The 19,003-nt window shown below is 57.9% G+C and carries 14 protein-coding genes; 5 read left to right on the top strand and 9 right to left on the bottom strand.

The features are described from left to right. Nucleotides 1-246: 246 nt before the first annotated feature. Nucleotides 247-1,194, bottom strand: coding sequence for a LysR family transcriptional regulator (locus tag VGC62_RS01605; RefSeq protein WP_331185350.1), 948 nt, complete (start codon nucleotides 1,192-1,194; stop codon nucleotides 247-249). Between the two features lie 182 nt (nucleotides 1,195-1,376). On the opposite strand from VGC62_RS01605, the gene VGC62_RS01600 reads away from it, so the two are divergent. The 4 genes from VGC62_RS01600 (at nucleotide 1,377) to VGC62_RS01585 (ending at nucleotide 6,276) form a co-directional block, all read left to right on the top strand. Continuing rightward, entirely contained in the window at nucleotides 1,377-2,888 is a 1,512-nt protein-coding gene (locus VGC62_RS01600; protein ID WP_331185349.1) for an efflux transporter outer membrane subunit, read from the top strand. A gap of 141 nt (nucleotides 2,889-3,029) precedes the next feature. Continuing rightward, nucleotides 3,030-5,216: an FUSC family protein gene (locus tag VGC62_RS01595; RefSeq protein WP_331185348.1), complete on the top strand. Its 2,187-nt coding sequence runs from the start codon at nucleotides 3,030-3,032 to the stop codon at nucleotides 5,214-5,216. Further along, entirely contained in the window at nucleotides 5,206-5,406 is a 201-nt protein-coding gene (locus VGC62_RS01590) for a DUF1656 domain-containing protein (RefSeq protein WP_331185347.1), read from the top strand. Before VGC62_RS01595 ends, VGC62_RS01590 begins: the two co-directional genes overlap by 11 nt. 15 nt (nucleotides 5,407-5,421) lie before the next feature. Then, entirely contained in the window at nucleotides 5,422-6,276 is an 855-nt protein-coding gene (locus VGC62_RS01585; RefSeq protein WP_331185346.1) for an HlyD family secretion protein, read from the top strand. Between the two features lie 148 nt (nucleotides 6,277-6,424). Here VGC62_RS01585 and VGC62_RS01580 read toward each other — a convergent pair whose 3' ends face one another. Both VGC62_RS01580 and VGC62_RS01575 read right to left on the bottom strand, forming a co-directional pair. Continuing rightward, a complete protein-coding gene (locus tag VGC62_RS01580) occupies nucleotides 6,425-7,249 on the bottom strand; it encodes an SDR family oxidoreductase (protein WP_331185345.1) in 825 nt (274 codons plus the stop codon). A gap of 41 nt (nucleotides 7,250-7,290) precedes the next feature. Beyond that, nucleotides 7,291-7,755 carry a multidrug transporter gene (locus tag VGC62_RS01575; RefSeq protein WP_331185344.1) on the bottom strand — a complete coding sequence of 155 codons (465 nt, stop codon included), beginning with the start codon at nucleotides 7,753-7,755 and terminating at the stop codon, nucleotides 7,291-7,293. A 333-nt stretch (nucleotides 7,756-8,088) separates the two neighbouring features. Here VGC62_RS01575 and VGC62_RS01570 point away from each other — a divergent pair, with 333 nt between their 5' ends. Next, nucleotides 8,089-10,911 (top strand): RHS repeat-associated core domain-containing protein, encoded by a 2,823-nt coding sequence (locus tag VGC62_RS01570; RefSeq protein ID WP_331185343.1) that lies wholly within the window; start codon nucleotides 8,089-8,091, stop codon nucleotides 10,909-10,911. Nucleotides 10,912-11,044: 133 nt separating this feature from the next. On the opposite strand, the gene VGC62_RS01565 is transcribed toward VGC62_RS01570, so the two are convergent. The 6 genes from VGC62_RS01565 to VGC62_RS01540 all read right to left on the bottom strand — a co-directional run bounded on the left by VGC62_RS01565 (nucleotide 11,045) and on the right by VGC62_RS01540 (nucleotide 18,993). Then, complete coding sequence (locus VGC62_RS01565) at nucleotides 11,045-12,499, bottom strand: mannose-1-phosphate guanylyltransferase/mannose-6-phosphate isomerase (protein WP_331185342.1); 1,455 nt, start codon at nucleotides 12,497-12,499, stop codon at nucleotides 11,045-11,047. Nucleotides 12,500-12,750: 251 nt separating this feature from the next. Beyond that, nucleotides 12,751-13,428, bottom strand: a complete 678-nt coding sequence (locus VGC62_RS01560; RefSeq protein WP_331185341.1) for an alginate O-acetyltransferase AlgF — start codon at nucleotides 13,426-13,428, stop codon at nucleotides 12,751-12,753. 12 nt (nucleotides 13,429-13,440) lie between these two features. Next, entirely contained in the window at nucleotides 13,441-14,616 is a 1,176-nt protein-coding gene (locus VGC62_RS01555) for an alginate O-acetyltransferase (RefSeq protein WP_331185340.1), read from the bottom strand. 10 nt (nucleotides 14,617-14,626) lie between these two features. After that, entirely contained in the window at nucleotides 14,627-16,210 is a 1,584-nt protein-coding gene (locus VGC62_RS01550) for an MBOAT family protein (RefSeq protein WP_331185339.1), read from the bottom strand. A 205-nt stretch (nucleotides 16,211-16,415) separates the two neighbouring features. After that, nucleotides 16,416-17,549 (bottom strand): mannuronate-specific alginate lyase, encoded by a 1,134-nt coding sequence (locus VGC62_RS01545; protein WP_331185338.1) that lies wholly within the window; start codon nucleotides 17,547-17,549, stop codon nucleotides 16,416-16,418. 7 nt (nucleotides 17,550-17,556) lie between these two features. Beyond that, on the bottom strand, nucleotides 17,557-18,993 hold the full coding sequence (locus VGC62_RS01540; RefSeq protein WP_331185337.1) for an alginate O-acetyltransferase AlgX-related protein: 1,437 nt from the start codon (nucleotides 18,991-18,993) through the stop codon (nucleotides 17,557-17,559). Nucleotides 18,994-19,003: the final 10 nt, after the last annotated feature.

The raw sequence follows: 19,003 nt of genomic DNA, 5'->3' as shown, positions 1-19,003 counted from the left end.
CAGCTGTAGGAGTGCGGCTTGTCCCGCGACCTGGCGAGCAGCGGCAGTAAACCCGATACGTGCGGTCTGCCTGTCATACCGCGTGCGCAGGTTTACGACGGGTTCCCCATCGGTCGCGGGACAAGCCGCGCTCCGACAGCAGTTCAAGGGGGGACAGGGCCAAAACGCACTCTAGAGAACTTATTCGCGAGGCGGTGTCTCAGGCGTCTCGCCAACAAGTTGGCTCCTACAGTAAATAATGGCGTGTCAGACCGACTCTAGCAGCGCATGGGTTTGCAGGTCTGCCTCGTGGGCCGCCATGATTTCCGGCAGCGAGCCGCGCAGGTACTCGACCCAGGTCTTGATCTTTGCGTCCAGGTACTGCCTTGAGGGATAGATGGCGTACAGATTCAATTCATGCGATCTGTAGCTCGGCAGCACCCGCACCAGTGTGCCGTTGCGCAGGCCTTCGATGGCCGAATAGATCGGCAGAATGCCAATCCCCATGCCACTACTGATTGCAGTCTTCATGGCGTCAGCGGAGTTCACCAGAAACGGCGAGCTGTTGATCGTTACCATTTCCTGGCCATCCGGACCGTCGAACGCCCATTTTTCAAGGGGAAATACCGGGCTTACCAGGCGTAGACAGGCGTGATTCAAAAGGTCCACTGGCTTTTGCGCGAGACCAAACGCTTTAACGTAGGCGGGCGATGCGCAAACGATGCTGTAGGTAATGCCCAGGCGCTGCGATACGAAACCCGAATCGGGCAGTTCGCTGGCCAACACGATTGACACGTCGTAGCCCTCTTCAAGCAGATCGGGCACGCTGTTGGTCATGGTCAGGTCGAACGAGACGTCCGGGTGATTACGCCGATAACGCGCAATAGCATCAATCACATAATGCTGACCGACGCCGGTCATCGAGTGGACCTTGAGCTGCCCGGAAGGGCGCGCATGGGCATCGCTGGCTTCGGCTTCGGCTTCTTCGACGTAAGTGAGAATCTGCTCGCAGCGGAGCAAATAACGCTTGCCTGCTTCGGTCAGGGCGATGCGTCGTGTGGTGCGGTTGAGAAGCCGGGTTTGCAGGTGTGCTTCAAGATTAGAGACTGCCCGCGAAACGTTAGCGGTAGTGGTGTCCAACTGAGCTGCAGCAGCAGTGAAGCTTCCCGCTTGTGCCACGCAACTGAAAGCGCGCATGTTTTGCAGAGTGTCCATTGGCTATTCTCTGGAGAGATAGCAAATTGTGACATGAAGTAACTGATCCATGTCAGCCATACCAAAGGATTATTCTCCGTTCGGTAACAAAGAATCGCATAAGTCCCGGCTTATCGCCGTGGCAGACGCATCCTAGAATCCCTGCAGAATTTATATTCCTCCTCATTCGGGTAATTGCAGCTGTGCCGCGTCGCATCATCAGGGGGCTCAAGCCTCTCAGTGTCTGGGCTTTAACGTTACTCATCAGCGGCTGCATCGGAACCGGCGGAATTGGCCCCCAAGGCACATCAATGCCCGCTAACGCGTTGGCGACCGATGAGGCTATTAAACACGCCGCCAACGACGCCCACTGGCCATCAGGCCAATGGTGGCGTGCGTATGGCGATGCTCAGCTCAATCACTGGATCGATCTGGCCGCACAGGGCAGTCCGAGTTTGGCGATTGCGGCTGCGCGAGTGCGCCAAGCCAAATCCATGGCAGGTGTTGCCGAGTCGGCAGAATCGCTGCAGATCAATGCCGATAGCACCCTCAAACGGCACAATTGGCCCGCTGACCAGTTTTACGGTCCGGGCACGTTGTCGAACACCAGCACCTGGGACAACAACGCGTCGCTGGGCCTGAGTTACTCTCTGGATCTGTGGGGCCGCGAGAGCAACAACACCGAACGCGCGCTGGACCTTGCGCACATGAGCGTGGCCCAAGAGCGCCAGGCGCAGTTGGAGTTGCAGGACAACATAGTCCGCGCGTATATCCAGTTATCGCTTAATTACGCCCAGCGCGACATCGTTGAGGCTACCCTGGCGCAGCAACAGCAGATTCTTGAATTGGCGCAGCGTCGTCTGCGGGGCGGCATCGGCACCCATTTCGAGGTCAGCCAGGCTGAAACGCCGTTGCCGGAAACCCATCGACAGATTGATGAGCTGGACGAGGCCATTGAATTGAGTCGTAACCAGATTGCGGCCTTGGCGGGCAAAGGGCCGGGAGAAGGCGCACAGTTGCAGCGTCCGACCTTGTCCCTGCAAGCAGCGCTGAAGTTACCGTCGACAGTGCCTGCCCAGTTGCTGGGTCAGCGTCCTGACGTGGTCGCCAGTCGGTGGCGGGTAGCGGCTCAGGCGCGTGGCATTGACGTCGCGCATGCTGGTTTTTACCCCAACGTCGACCTGGTGGGCAGCCTCGGTTACATGGCCACCGGCGGCGGCATGCTGGAGTTTTTGGCCGGTAAGAAATTCAACTACAGCGTGGGACCGGCGATTACCTTGCCGATCTTCGATGGCGGGCGTTTGCGTTCTGAGTTGGGTGAGGCGTCGGCGGGATACGACGAAGCGGTCGCGCAGTACAACCAGACACTGGTGAATGCGTTGAAGAGCATTTCCGATCAACTGATTCGTCGCGCCTCGATGGACAAGCAACTAGGCTTCTCTAACGAGTCTGTGGCCTCAGCACAGAAGACCTACGACATCGCGATGGTTGCTTACCAACGCGGGCTGACCGATTACCTGAATGTGCTCAATGCCCAGACTTTGTTGTTCCATCAACAGCAGGTCCAGCAGCGAGTGCAAGCGGAGCGTTTGACCGTGCATGCGGAGTTGGTGGTGGCGTTGGGCGGCGGTCTGATGGCGGGCAACGATACGCCAGCCGAAGACAAGACTCAGGCACCGAAGACACCGAAAGCGCTGACGGTGTTTGATCGATGATGACGCGTTTTTCGAACTGTAGGCGCGTGGCGTGTCCCGCGATTTCGTCAGTTCAGTCATCCCATTCAGTGTTGGCTCAATCCGATCTCGGGACACGCCACGCTCCTACAGGGCTGCGATCTTCATGGCATGCGCAAACCAATGACTAACGCCCTGCACTGGTTAAAATCCCTGGAATGGCGACGCGAATTCAACGGCTGGGCGCGCAGCGATGGGGTGACCTGGATCTATATCTTCAAGGTCCTGATCGCCGCGTTTCTCACCTACTGGCTGGCGATGCGCCTGGAACTACCGCAGCCGCGCACGGCGATGATCACCGTTTTTATCGTCATGCAGCCGCAAAGCGGGCACGTGTTTGCCAAGAGCTTTTACCGTTTCCTCGGCACCGTGGCCGGCTCGGCCGTGATGGTGCTATTGATGGCGCTGTTCGCGCAGAACAGCGAACTGTTCCTCGGCAGTCTGACGATCTGGGTCGGTTTCTGCTGTGCTGGCGCGGCGCGCTATCGCAACTTTCGCGCCTACGGCTTCGTCCTCGCCGGTTACACCGCAGCAATGACCGGTCTGCCCGCATTGGCGCATCCGGAAACCTCATTTATGGCTGCCATGTGGCGGGTACTGGAAATCTCCCTGGGGATTGCCTGCTCGGCGGTGGTCAGTGCTGCGATCCTGCCGCAAAGCTCCGCTGCGGCCATGCGCAACGCGCTGTACCGGCGTTTCGGCGTGTTCGCCCAATTCGTCAATAACGGTTTGCGTGGCACGGCGGACCCCGCAGCCTTTGAAGCCAATAACGTGCGCTTCATTGCCGATGCCGTCGGGTTGGAAGGGCTGCGTGCGGTCACGGTGTTTGAAGACCCGCACATGCGTCGGCGCAACGGGCGACTCAACCGCCTCAACAGCGAGTTCATGACGATCACCACGCGCTTTAATGCGCTGCATCAGTTGCTCGAACGCTTGCGCAGTCATAGCGACAATACGGTGCTCAAGGCCATTGAGCCTGGCCTGGAGGCGCTGGCGGATCTGCTCGACCATTTTGCTGCGCGCGCACTGACCAATGCGGACGCCGCGTTACTTGCCAATCGCCTGAGTAGCTACAAGGCCGATCTGCCTGAGCGCGTTCGCAGCTTGCGCGGTGAGTTTCTCAAGGGCGCCCCGAGCGACGATGAACAGCTGGACTTTCATACCGCTTACGAACTGCTCTATCGCTTCGTTGACGATATGCACGATTACGCCTTGACCCATGCCTCGTTGGCCGATCACAACCACGCGCGGGAAAAATGGGTCGAACCGTTTATGTCCAAGACCAACTGGATGACGTCGGCGGCATCGGGCATTCGTGCGACGTTTATCCTGGGCGTGATGTCGGTGTATTGGGTGGCAACCGCCTGGCCCAGTGGCGCCACCATGACCCTGGTGTCGGCCGCGACCGTGGCGTTGTCGGCTACCACACCCAATCCGCGACGCATGTCGTTTCAGATGGCCTGTGGTACCGCGCTGGGCGCCGTGCTGGGGTTCTTTGTAACGTTCTTCGTGTTTCCGCAGATCGACGGCTTTCCACTGCTGTGCCTGGTGCTGGCGCCAGTGTTTATGCTTGGGGCTTTTCTCACTTCGCGCCCGCAGTGGGCAGGCTATGGATTGGGATTGCTGATCTTTTTCGGCATGGGTTCTGTGCCGGACAATCTCACGGTCTACAACCCGTACGTGTTCATCAACGACTACATCGCCATGGTCATCGGCATGCTGCTCTGTGCGGCGGCGGGAGCGGTCATTCTGCCGCCCAACAGTCGTTGGCTGTGGCGGCGCCTGGAAGATGATTTGCGCAGACAAGTGGTTTTTGCCATCAGTGCTCCATTGCGAGGCATGCGCTCAAGCTTCGAAAGCCGTACGCGTGACTTGATGAATCAAGCTTACGGTTTGGCGGCGGGCAGACCTGAAGTCCAGCGCAATCTGCTGCGCTGGATGTTCGTGGTGCTGGAAATCGGCCAGTCGATTATCGAGCTGCGCCGCGAGCAAGATATTCTGCCGGTCCACCCAAGCTATGCCGAGTGGCAGCCTTGGCGTCAGGCAATCCGGGTGATGGGGCGTTCGTTGATTCGTCTGTTCATTCAGCCCGATCGCAATAATCTGGCGCGCAGTCTGTATGCTGTCGACCACGCGATTACCTGCGTTGCGCAGACAGACGAGCCATTCGCGCCGCACTTCGACACCTCGGCGCTGCGTCGGGTCAAGAGCTATCTGCACTTCATCCGCACCTCGCTGCTCGACCCGCAATCGCCACTGGCGGTCTACGCTCCAAACCATGAGCCGCAAGGACTTCTGCATGACTCGTGAATTTGCTTTCCATGGCGTTTACATGCCGACCGTGACAGTGATGTTTCTGGTCGCGATGGTGCTCTCCTGGGCCTTGGATCGGTTGATGTCAGCGCTCGATCTGTACCAATTTTTCTGGCACCCGGCGTTGTTACGCCTGAGTTTGTTCTGCTGCATTTTTGGCGCTATGGCGCTCACTGTTTACCGTTGAGGCACGTTGGTTGAGATGAAAAAGCTTTTCAGTCTGATTGCCACTTTGTTAGTGCTGGCACTGGCCATCTGGTTGGGTCGCCTACTGTGGATTCATTACATGGACACGCCCTGGACCCGCGATGGACGGGTGCGTGCCGACGTGATCAACGTCGCGGCGGACGTTACCGGGGAAGTGGTGGATGTGCCGGTACGCGATAACCAGCAAGTGAAAAAAGGTGATTTGCTGATGCAGATCGACCCCGAGCACTATCAGTTGGCAGTCAAGCAGGCTCAGGCGCTGGTCGCCTCCCGCAAGGCCACCTGGGAAATGCGCAAGGTCAACGCCAGCCGCCGGGCCGACATGGACAATCTGGTGATATCCGCTGAAAACCGTGAGGACGCCTCCAACGTCGCCAGTTCGGCGCAGGCGGATTATCAATTGGCCCAGGCGCAACTGGAAGCCGCTGAACTCAACCTCAAGCGCACTCGCGTGCTGGCCGCGGTGGACGGTTATGTGACCAACCTCAACGTCCACCGCGGGGACTATGCACGTATTGGCGAAGCGAAGATGGCCGTGGTCGACATGAACTCGTTCTGGGTGTATGGCTTCTTCGAAGAAACCAAACTCCCTCATGTCAGTGTCGGTGACCCGGCGGTCATGCAGTTGATGAGCGGCGAAGTCATGAAAGGCCATGTCGAAAGCATCGCTCGCGCCATCTACGACCGCGACAACCCGGAAAGCCGCGAACTGATCGCCGACGTCAACCCAACCTTTAACTGGGTGCGCCTGGCCCAGCGAGTACCGGTACGCATTCACCTGGATCACGTACCTGAAGGTGTGGTGCTGGCAGCGGGGATTACCTGTACGGTGATCGTGAATCCTGAGTGATCAGGTCAGGTTCGACTCTCGTCGCTCAAAGGTAGACATCTTGTCGGGCGCAGTTTGCCCGACACGGCGGGTATCCAGGCGCTCGGTCAGTTCCTCTTGCGCTTGGTTGTGAGCCGCGCTGCGGGACCAACTCGGTCCGGGCTGCGTATTACAACTTGGTGTCGAGTTTGAAGCGTTTGCTCAGGACTCGATCCAGCAACCCTTTGGGCAGAAATCTTGCGATCAATGGCAATGCGCGGCTGCCATTGCCAGACCTCAGCAGGGCGGGCGGTTTCGGTTGTTGAACGGCCTTGAGTACATCGCGGGCGACATCGCTGGCGGGGGTCGGGTTGTTTTGCGAAGCGTTGGCCCTGGCGAGGATGCCTTCGCGCAATGGCCACCAGGCGGAATCCTCATGAATCACCTGCTCGGCTTCGCGCTTGGCGTTGTTGGCGAACTGGGTGTCGATGGCGCCGGGCTGCACTTCCATGACGCGGATGCCAAAGGGTGCCAGCTCAAGGCGCAACGCCTCGCTCATTGCGTGAACGGCGGCCTTTGACGCGCAATAGGCGCCAGCAAACGGTGTGACCAATACCCCGGAAACACTGCCGATATTGACCACCAACCCCTTGCTGCGGCGCAGGGCCGGGAACAATGCCTGGGTCATGCCGACGATGGAAAACACATTGGTTTCGAACTGCCTGTGCAGGGCGTTGACACCGCCGTCGAGCAGCGGGCCCATGCCGCCGTAACCGGCGTTGTTGATCAACACGTCCAGTGGGGTGTTTTGTTGTTCCAGCGCCGCCACCAGACGTTTGATCGCTGGTGCGTCGTTGACGTCCAGTTCGATCCCGGTGAAGCCAGCAGCGTTCAAGTCCGCGACATCTGCAGGCTTACGGGCCGTGGCCCAGACGTTGTAACCGGCCGACTTGAAGGCATCCGCCATGGCGCGGCCCATGCCGCTGGAGCAACCGGTGATGAGGACGACGGGCATATGCCTATTCTTCCTTGTGTAGAGGCGAGACGGGAACACATCTAACCCGAAAAACTACCCTGCAAATGCTCGGCGCGAAACTCCAGGGTTTGCGGGCGGTAACCTGCGCGCAATGGCGGTAGCGGCAGGCAGTCTTGCCACTGACTGCCCGGGAGCAGTTCGCCGGGGCCGCGATAACGTGGTGCGGTGTAAGTGTCCTCGGCGAGATTGACGGTGTCGCCCGGCGCATAGGCGGCGACCTGCCAGCGCAGTTCACTAAGCGGCACGTTATTGCCGTTGTCAATCAGGACCAACAACGGTCGGCCCGCCGGGCATTGTTGCGGAGCATAGTCCAGGCGCAATTGCAGCCGTGACAGTCGCTGCGTATCGCGGCTGTCCTGCCAGATCACGAACGAGGCAACGATGCCCAGCCCAACGGCTGCCGCGAGCGAAACCGACAATGCCTTGGCCGGATAACGCAAAAGCAGGATGAGCCAAGTGAAAATGAGGATGACACCGATGAACATGAGGTGATTCCGGAGCAGGCAGATGAGCGCATCGTACCGAAAGGGGAGGGATAGACCAAATCGCTGATGTCGTCGCGCCCTTAATTGGCGGTAGGCGCTGACGCGCCTGTGCAAGGCTCTCATCCCAAGAAATAGGTCATTGATTTAGCAGACGGTAACTCACCTGTTGCAGGCTTGCCCGCGAATGGCGGTGTTTCAATCGCCGTGGATTTTTCAGGCAGGATACCTTCGCGGGCAAGCCTCGCTCCAGTTAGACTCCGTGTTTGCTGCACGACGGGCTAACTCTCTAGGGGTGGACTAGGCTTTAAGCAACCGAACGCGAAGGCTCAAGTCATGGATGGCCAGTCCGTAGCGCTGCATCGAGGTACGCCGACAATTTCTGTCATTGACCCACGCCGCTTGCCCGTGCGCTCGGTGGACTGGTGCCGTACCCAAGTGTTCGACTCGCCTGAGGTGCGTATCAACGGTTCAACGTTTGATCAAGCTGGTCGACTGGTCAATCGTTGGGACGCCAGGCTTTGGCGTGATCAGGCGCCGGCCAACCTCACCTCTATTCACTCCGTCAGCGGACAGGTTCTGCTCAGCGAAAGTGTCGACGCTGGTTGGCGTATTTCGTTGTCGGGTGAAAGTGGGAAGCCGTTGCAGGTCTGGGACAGTCGAGGCACGGTTCTGCAGACCGCATACGACGGCCTGCTCAGGCCCTCGGCTGTTTTCGAAAATGGTCAGTGTGTTGAGCGCTTGTCCTATGGCGGGGCCGATTTAAGCTCGGCCAACCAATGCGGGCAGTTGATTCGCCACGATGACCCGGCAGGCACGAGGCTGAGTACCGAATTCACCCTCGCCGGGGGCGCGCTTGAGCAAACGCAGCACTTTGTTGGCGCATTCGACCACCCCGACTGGCCTGAACCGCTGGCTGAGCGTGATGCCTTGCGGGAGCCGGGTACCGGGGCGACGACGCGCTGGGCTTATAACCCCTTGGGCGAGGCAATCGCGCAAACCGACACGCTGGGCAATGTTCAATCATTTGCCCACATGGTCGCAGGGCAGTTAAAGGAATGTCGCTTGCAACTCAAGGATCAGCCTGAACAGGCACTGGTCAGTCGCATTCGTTATGACGCCCAAGGCCGGATTGAATCGCAAGCCGCAGGTAATGGTGTTGTAACCACCGCCCGATATCGAGAAGAAGACGGTCGCCTGATCCAGCTTCAAGCACTGCGTGAAGAGGGCGGGATGCTTCAGGATCTTAATTACGCCTACGACCCGGTGGGCAACGTAACCCGTATCGAAGACCACGCTCAATCGACGCGGTACTTTGCCAACCAGAAGATCGACGCGGTCAGCACCTTTGCCTACGACACGCTTTACCAGTTGATCGAAGCCACCGGACGCGAGGCGGCAGTTGTTAATCAAGGCCCGGTCTTCCCTTCGTTTCAGTCTCCGGCAGATCCATCGCAACTCGCTAACTACACACAAACTTACCAATACGATGCGGGAGGCAATCTACAAAAGCTCAGCCATGTCGGTGCGCAGAACCACTCCATCGTCATGGTGACGGCGAACCAGAGCAACCGTAGCTTGCCGGTCGTTGATGACATACCACCCACTGAGGCGGACATCGCGGACGGTTTTGATGCCAATGGCAATTTGCGAGCACTGCAACCGGGACAAACGCTTGAGTGGGATTTGCGTAACCAGTTGCAGCAAGTACGTCCTGTTGTTCGGGAATCAGGCAATGACGACTGTGAGCGTTACATCTACGACGCCAGCGGCCAGCGCATGCGGAAAATACGCATGACCCAAGCCAAGGCCGTTGTGCATACGGACGAGGTACGTTACCTGCCGGGACTGGAAGTTCGCAGTAATACCGCAACCGGCGAGGTGTTGCAGGTGATCACGGTCCAGGCTGGGCGCAACTCGGTGCGTGTATTGCATTGGCAAAGTGACAAGCCTGATGGCATCGACAATGATCAGTATCGTTATGCACTGACCGACCATCTGGGGTCCTGCACCTTGGAACTGGACCAGCAAGCGCAACGCATCAGCCAGGAAAGTTATTACCCGTTTGGCGGCACATCGTGGTGGGCGGGCAGAAGTGAGGTTGACGCACGCTATAAGACGGTGCGCTATTCAGGTAAAGAGCGGGATGCCACAGGGCTTTATTATTATGGCTTGAGGTATTACGCGCCTTGGTTGATGAGGTGGATTAATCCGGACCCGGCGGGGGTGGTGGATGGGTTGAATAGATTTCGGTTCGTCAGGAATTCTCCACTGAGGTTTGGTGATAGAGAGGGAGAGGCTCCTTACGATGTGCTGGGTGAACAGGAAGTATCAGTCTCTGAGAAGTATGGATTAAAAAATGTTGCTAGAGGGCTTTCGGAGTTTAGTCCTAGCCAAAAGAGTACCGTGTTGAAGGGGATGAAGCTAGCCGGTAACTTGTTGGGTAGGGTGAGTGTCGAGCTTTCTAAGGAGGTGCCCGGTAAAGGAGTCCAGAAAGTGCTTGAGAATATGTTTGGCGAAGTTAGTCAAGAACATGGCAGCTATATAGTCAACACCCTGAAGCTTTCACTGGATGAACAGCAAAGCTATATAAGGTCGCTTTCGGGCGAGTCTAGTTGGAAGATTAGCCTTTTTACAGGGGCGCCTCATATAGAAGGTATAACGTATAATAAAAACAGTTATCAACCCGAAAAGGTAATTGCTTTGTCGGCAGCCAGTATAGAAAGTGATCATATATTACACGTCGCAAGAACTCTTATTCATGAAAGCAGTCACGCTACAGCAGATACGGTGGATGTTTTTTATAATAGAACACCTCAGTTGCCTCAGGGCGCTGACTCCCAAGCAGTTGAGGGATGGTCTAAAAGTATTAGGGCAGGTTTGAGAACCGTTGCTAGTAGAGGTCTTGAAGGCGTATCAGTTAACGCTACGCATTATTCGAATATTATGGATCACGCGGCTGGGCATTCAATTACCCCCGCCATGCAAAACCTTGAATTTATTGGCAACCCCTTTGTCCGAGCCTCCGTATTGCTTCGCAATGCTGATACCTACTCGTCTTTCGTTATGGGCACCAAATTACCTGCTCGAATCATGCGTAAAAAAAATGCAGCAGCCAGTTCGTCTAGCTTTGGCAAAAAATACAAGGAAGTGTTTTAGGCGGTATTTGTCAGGCCCGGAAGTGGCTATTTCAGTTTGCGGTCCTTGTGCCGGGATACTGGATGTAAAAAACTCGACCACCTTCTGCGAATGGGAAATACGCAGAAAGTGGTCGAGGCTCAGAGCAAAAGCGTCAACGCGCGATGGTCTGAGTCTTCACGCCTGCCTCTATGCTGTTATTGGAACGACCGTAAACGTCTTCAAAGCGCTCGATGTCGTCTTCACCCAAATAGCTGCCCGATTGCACTTCGATGATTTCCAGCGGAATCTTGCCAGGGTTGCGCAAGCGGTGGACCGAGGCGATCGGGATGTAGGTGGACTGGTTTTCGGTGAGCAGGAACACGTTCTCGTCGCAGGTGACTTGAGCGGTGCCCGAGACCACGATCCAGTGTTCGGCACGGTGGTGGTGCATTTGCAGCGACAGGCTGGCGCCCGGCTTGACTGAAATGCGCTTGACCTGGAAACGGCCACCCATGTCCACGGAGTCGTACGAGCCCCATGGGCGGTAGACTTCAAGGTGGTTCTGGGTTTCGCTACGACCCTGTTCGTTCAGGGTATTGACCATCTGTTTGACGCCCTGAACCTTGTCTTTGTGGGCGATCATCATGGCGTCTTTGGTTTCGACGACGACGATGTTGTCCAGGCCGATCACCGACACCAGTTTGCCGTTGCCGTGAATCATGCAATTACGGCTGTCTTGGATGACCACATCGCCTTTGCTGACGTTGCCGTTGACGTCTTTGTCATGCACTTCCCACAACGAAGCCCAGCAGCCGACATCGTTCCAGCCAGCCGACAACGGCACCACGCAGGCGCGTTGGGTTTTTTCCATCACGGCGTAGTCGATGGAGTTGTCCGGGCACTGGGCGAAGGTGGCTTCGTCGATCTCGATGGTGTCGCTGTCACGTTTGCTGCGTTCAAGGGTCAGCAGGCAAGTGTCGTAGATGTCGGGATCGTGCTTTTTCAGCTCCTCAAGGAAGCGGCTGGCGCGAAACAGGAACATGCCACTGTTCCAGAAATAACCACCGGCTTCGACGAATTCAGTGGCGCGTTTTTCATCAGGTTTTTCGACGAAGTGCGACACGCGGCTCACGCCTTCAGGCAGCAGCGCATCGGCGGTGGACTTGATGTAGCCGTAGCCGGTTTCCGGCTTGGTCGCCGGGACACCGAACAGCACCATTTCGCCATGCTCGGCGGCAACGGTCGCAAGGGCCAGCGCGCGTTGCAGGGCCTTTTGATCGTCGATGACGTGGTCGGCTGGCAGCACCAGCATCAGCTCATCGCGGCCTTCGTTGGCCAGCATCATGGCGGTCAGGGCAACGGCTGGCGCCGTATTGCGTCCGAACGGTTCCATGATGATGCCTTGGGTTTCCAGATTCAGTGCCCCCAGTTGCTCGTTGACGATGAAACGGTGGTCCTTGTTGCAGACCACGATCGGCTCTTGCATACCTTCGAACACCAGACGTTCAAGGGTCTGCTGGAAGAGGGTGTGTTCGCCGGTCAGTGCCAGGAACTGTTTAGGGAACTGTTTACGCGAAAGCGGCCAGAGTCGGGAACCGCTGCCACCTGACAAGATCACTGGAATCATTTTGTTTCTCCAATAGCAAAAGCGTTCGAAAGGGCTGTAATCGGTTTCTGTCGTTTCGGTGTTTCTTTCTATGAAGCAACTTCTTTTTGTGCTGCATCGGTCGGCGCTCTCTTGGCAACAATGCCTAGCGCCGGTCGCTATTCGGGCTTCTGCCAAAGGCGTAGGAGCCTGGCTTGCCGGCGATCGGGGGGGAACCCGTCGTAATCCTGAGATCACGGCGTATCCGAACCAGCGCGTTCACTAAAAATCGTTTATCGAGTCGCGGTCGGGCGCTTTACCCAGACCGGCGACAAGCTGCTTCCGCTGCCAGTGACATACAGGACCGCGGCTTCGCCACGCTCCAGCGCGACGGGTTTGACGTCGCTGACTTTCTTGTCGCCTTCGTACAAGGCCAGGCTGACTTTGACCGGGTTGATTTCACGTTCGCCGCTGCCTTTGGGCTTGACTGCTTCAACCACGTTGGTCTTGCCGTCGGCGGTTTTCAGGGTCAGTGGCTTGTCACTTAGGTTCTGCACGCGCACCAGGGATTTTTGCTTGTTCTTGAAGGGCGGCTCCTCGACCAGTTGGGGCGCGCCGGACGTGTTGTTGACGAGGGTGTAGTAGTGATCGCCCGCAAGCTTCACCGGTAGCGTCTGGCTGCCGATTTTGGCGCTGTAGTCACCCTGTGGCATGAAGCTGAAATCGCTGCTGGCAAGTGGGCCGATTTCACTCAGGTTGGTGTTGCCAACGGTGGCGCTGACTTCGGTATTGCTGGCGTTATAGACGCGCACGAAGGTCGAGCCTTTCGGCGCGGTCGGGCCGTAGAGGGCGGAATCACCGGCGTAGGCTTGCAGAGATACCAAGCCCAGGCTGGCAGCCAGGACACAGGTTTTGAGCAGGCTGCCTTTGGCTTTAAGGGCGGTCGTGTGAGCTGGGTTCTGTAAGGTCATTTGAGAGTCCTCTCAGTTTTGCGCCCGGCTGGGCGACTCGGAGTTGTTGGCGTTTTGCGCCAGATTTTGTTGAGGGTCACGCGCCTTTTTCAGTTCAGCGATCCACTGCGGATCGAACTCGGCAAGGTCGTTGTGAGCGGGCAGGTAACGCTCCGGGAATTCCCAGATCAGCACCTGCGGCGGGCTGCTCTTAAAGGCATCGGTCTGCAGATATTTGAGCATCGGCAAGATCGGGCCATGGCCGTCTTCGGCGTAATTCACCACATCGCTGTGCAGGGCCTGTTTGAGGGCGCCAGCAAAGTTCCAGTTGGGGTTGGCGCTGTAGCTGGTGCCGACCAGACCAACGGCGACCTGGTTATCGGCAAACAACGCATCGCCACTGTCGGCCTCAGGCTCGGCAGGGTTGGTGCTGCGTTGTTGCAGGTCATCGGGTTTTGGCAGCAAGTTGCTGAACAGCGGGTCCAGCGGCAGGAAGGTGGTCAGGTCGCCCTTGTACGGTTCAGTCGCTTTCGCTTCGGTGATGAAGGTCTGCGGCTCGCCGTCCAACGGGGTTTGCCTGGAGATGGCGGCGCCCAGTTGCTGCGCGACCACTTCGGCGCCCATCGGCGTCCAGTGGGTGTCGGTGCGCAGGAACACCTGACCGTTGTTTTTCGCGATTTCCAGGGGCGCCAGCAGATCAGGGGCGAAGATACCGGCCTGACTGACTTGCGCATGAAACTGCTGATACAGATCGGTGTGCAGCGTCGCGGGCCGGTTGTCGCCGATGTGTTCCGGGTAAAGACGGGTCTTGGCTGGGATGATCGCCAGTACCAGTTGCGTGCCTTGTTTTTTCAGCTGGTCGCGCACGCCCTGGATAAGCGCCAGGTTGTCCGCTTCGTTCTGCTCGCCATTGGCCACCGCATCGAACTCTTCGTCGGTATACAGCCACTGGTCCTTGCCCAGCACCACGCCCGGACGGCCTTCGTTGAACACCTTGTAGTCCAGCGCAGCCCAGAGGTTGGTGCCCAGGCGCTTGATCGGAAACTCTTCGTCGTAATGGGTTTCCAGGGCCTTGGTCCAGTGACCGTTGAGCACCGTGGTTTCCTTCGAAGTCGTGAAGCCGATGAAGCTGCGTAACGACCACAGCCCCAGCGCCAGCAGAATCGCCAGGAACAGCGCGATGTAGAGGATTCGTAATGAGCGGGTCATGTCAGGCTCCTCAGAACTGGAAGTACAGGAACGGCGAGAAACTGGCCGCCGAGAGTTTGAGAATCGAGGCCACGAACATCAGCAGGATCAAACCGCGCATGACATAGCGTGACCAGTTGACGGTCCAGTAGGCAGGCTGAACCTGAGCCTCGACGCCGACGGTGTAGCCGGGTTGATGAATGCTGCCCGGCTTGTCGCCCGGCACGGCTTTGATCAGGCCCGGCTGCGCGGTGCCAGGACCATCTGCTCGCACAGCGCCATCGGCTTGCACCGGCTTGTTCCGGTCGGTTTTTAACGGTGCGCGGTTCTTGTAGAAGTCGCGCAGGCCGAAGAACGCCAAGGTGATGTAAGCGACCACCAGGGTCGCGACTTGTAGCCCGGTCAGGCTGGCCTGATTGAGTTCCGACAGTTGCCACTCACCGAAGCTGAACATCGCGCCGTACATGCGCCCCGCAACGTGCAGGTTCTCGGAGCGGAAAATCACCCAACCCATGATCACCAGCAGGAAGGTCAGCGCCCAGCGAATCGGGTTGAAACTGCGTGGCGTGGTGTTGATGCCCAGCGCTTTTTCAATCGCCAGCCAGATCCCGTGCCAGGCGCCCCACACGATGTAGGTGATGTTCGCGCCGTGCCACAAACCGCCCAGCAGCATGGTCAGGAACAGGTTGCGGTAGGTCGCGACTTTGCCACCACGATTGCCACCCAGGGTGATGTACAGATAGTCGCGCAGCCAGGTGGACAGGCTGATGTGCCAGCGCCGCCAGAACTCGGTGATCGACTGGCTGATATAGGGCTGTTTGAAGTTTTCCATGAAGCGGAAACCCATCATCAGGCCCAAGCCGATGGCCATGTCGCTGTAGCCGGAGAAGTCGAAATACAACTGCGCGGTATAGGCCAGTGCGCCCAGCCATGCATCGCCGGTGGTGGGATGTTGCAAAGCGAAGCAATGGTCGGCGACCACCGCCAGGGTATCGGCAATGAAGACTTTCTTGATGAAGCCCTGCATGAAGCGCGTGGCGCCTTCGGAGAACTTGTCCAGCGTGTGCGTGCGGTTGTTGAACTGATCGGCCAGGTCGCGAAAACGCAATACGGGGCCCGCGATCAGGTGCGGGAAGATCGCGACGAACGCCGCAAAGTCGATCAGGTTGCGCGTCGCCGGCGTATCGCCGCGGTAGACGTCGATGATGTAGCTGATGGACTCGAAGATGTAGAACGAGATCCCAATGGGCAACAGCACGTGGGTCAGGATGAACGGTTCCAGACCGACCGAGGTCATCATCGCGTTGATGCTGTCGACGCCGAAGTTGGCGTATTTGAAGTAGCCCAGGATGCACAGGTCGACGGCCACGCCGAGCAGCAGCCAACGCTGCGCCGGTTTGGTCCGAACGCCAGCCGCGCCCACCTTGAGGCCGATCCAGTAGTTCCACAGCGTCACCGCTGCAAACAGGGCCAGGAAGTCCACTCGCCACCAGGCATAAAACACATAGCTGGCGATCAGCAGCAGCAGGTTGCGATAGCGTTGCCCGCTCAAGTAGTACAAGCCGAGAAACACCGGCAAGAACAAGAACAGGAACACGTTGGATGAGAAAACCATCCTGATATCTCCGTTTGTCCAACATCCAAGGGCCGAAGCCCCCCCAAACCCCCCACTGAAAAGTGGAGGAGGTAAAACATAAATCTCACAGCTGGCGCTGATCCCTGTAGGCGCTGACGAAGGCTGCGAAGCGCAGGCACTCCTGCATCTTCAGCGGCACACGGCATCGCGGCCTGCGGCGGCGCCTACAGATCAGGTACGTAGCTTAAGAACCGCCTTTCTCACCCTTCTCATGCGTCGGGTCATAGGTGCGGGTCAGGTCGCCGCCGAGGCGGAAGTTCTTGAACGGTTGCATCTTGTGTTTTTGTTCCAGCACGTCCGGGCCGCAGTCATAGAGCGAGCAGTACGGTTCCAGCCAGGCGAATTTCATGTCGGTTTTCAGGTCCGTCATGTCTTGTTTTTCGCCACCACGAGCGGCGAAGTCATCGGAATCCTTGACCCCGGCCAATACGCGATCACCCAGGCGTTTCAGCGCGCCGTTGTTTTCCGGACGCAAATCCACCCCATTGGCCTGAGCGAAACTGGCGATCATCGCCAGCGGCGGCAGGGCATAGTTGTGATAGGCGAGGGCGCGTTGTTTGCGCTTGAGTTCGTTTGGCAGGAAGCCTTGCGGGTCAACCTGATTGGCGGCGATACGGAACTCTTTCACCGACCAGTCGAACAAGTCCTTGCGGTTGGTGGCGATAGACGTTGCCATCACTGACCAGGCCGCCCAGTACGAATGGTTGTTGGTCTTGTCGAGTGGCAGGTTGTTCCAGTCGCTGACGACCTGGTCGCCCAACTTGCTGAACCAGGCTTCGATCACTTGTGCGTCCTGTTGGCGGGTGGCCAACGGGTGCGAGTTGGAGAATTTCAGGCGCAGATACGAGGACGCCATGCTGCCCAGCGCCCATTTGCGCATGGACTTGCCCGTGTGATTGAAATCCGTGGACTCCAGCGCATCGGCCTTGGCCCAAGTGGTCAGCATGTTCAGCGCGCAGTCGAGTTGTTCGGGACGACCGTCGCGCATGTATTGCATGACCACCTTGCTGGTGTTGCGCTCCAGGGTGGTGATGCTTTTAGTGGCATCCCGGAACGCTTGTTCCGAGTCCTTGTTCAGCGTGGCACGGGCTTTGTCCGAGCCTTCGTACTTGCTGCGAAACACCAGTTTGTCGGTGTACGGTTGGGGAATGGCCTCGCAGGTGAATTTGCCTTCACTGCTTTTGAATTTCTCCACGCCTTCGTAATAGCCCTGCGGCGGGACGAGGGTCGCGGCAGCGCTGGCGCTGGTGGCAAACACTGCCGATGACAGCATTGCCAGCGACAGAAGGGTTGGGAGCATCATTTTTGGCATGTGCATAGGAGCCTCATAACCCGGCTTGCGCGGTGCTACGCGCGACATTCGGGAACACGTTGCGTTTGCATACTTTGGCTTCGACTTGCTGTGGCGCAGTGCCCGCTTCGGGACCCTGCACTTCCAACGCGAGCAATTGCTGGTCGGCCCAGTCTTTGTCATCGCGCAGTTCGAAGGCGAAGCGCCCGTCGGTATCGGATGTTTCAGGTTTCTCGATCTTCAAGTCTTCGTGGCGGCCGTTCATGTACCAGAGTCGGGCCTGAAGGGTTTTCACCGAGGTGTCGGCGAATTTGATATCGATCTGATTACTGCCGTTACGCACGTCCTTGATGCCATTTTTGCCGTTCACCAACAGCTCGTTGGTGCCTGGCTTGAGCGAGGTGCTGGTACTCATCAGCGCCGGTTTGCCTTCGCAGCCGTTGTCCAGCAGCGACATCATCTGGCGGTAGATGGTCTCCTGATCCAGGCGGTACAGCGGCGAGAACTCCCAGATGAGAATCTTCGGTGGGTGTTTCTGGAAGTCTTCGCTGCCCAGGTATTGCAGCATCGAGCCTTCAAGACCACCCCCCGGGAACGCCACGTTCAACACGTCGGCGCCCATGTATTCCTGAAGAAAACCGGCGAAGTTGTAGTTCTTGCCGCTGTGGCTGGTCCCCACCAGGGTGATTTCCGGGGTGCCGGAATCGCCGAACAGATCGCCGTCGGCGGCTTCACCTTTGGGTTCGGTCTCGAACATGTCCATGTACTGGATCGCGTAGCTGGAGCCACACAGTTGCCCGGCCATGTTATGCAAGGTGCCTTTCTTGCCCATGCGCCCTGAGAGGTGCGTTTCGAATTCTCGTTTGGGAACACTGGCAAACTGCGGCAGTTTTTTTACTGATTCGGCGACGATCTTCGCCGTGCGCTGGGCGCCGTAGGGTGTCCAGTGTTGATCGCCACGGAAGTAGAAATCATGCGCCTGTTGCTCGTTGGTCAACGGCGACAAGTCCGGCACGGTGTAGCCCATTTTCGCGAAGCGGCCGAGCATTGCCTGATAGTTTTTAAGCGCCGTGTCGTAGTCGAACTTGTCGCGCTCGGAGGGGAACAGTTTGTTGCGATCCACCAGGCCACGAGTCGGCTGATAAACCACTACCAGCTCCACACCCTTGCTCTTGAACGCGTCGTGCAGTTCTTTCATCCGCGCGTAGCCTTCAGGCGTGGTGTCGAACTCGGTGCGTAAATCTTCCTTGGTGCGAAACAGCCAGTCACCCTGGGCCTGGACCAGCGTGGTGAAGTTTTGCTGATAGCGTGAGACGTAGTTTTTCTCGTCGTGCGCCTCTGGGCACAGGCTGCAGCAGGGTTCGGCCTTGAAGGTCGGTAGGGCTGCATCGTCCGCGTAGGCGTTACCCGCGGCGAACAGCGCTGCGGTCAGGCCCGAGAGGCTGAGAAACTTGATCAATTGAGCGTGCATAGAAATACCT

Origin of the sequence: Pseudomonas sp. (genome assembly GCF_036404235.1) — a bacterium.
Lineage (GTDB): Bacteria > Pseudomonadota > Gammaproteobacteria > Pseudomonadales > Pseudomonadaceae > Aquipseudomonas.
This window is presented reverse-complemented; position numbering and strand designations above follow the sequence as displayed.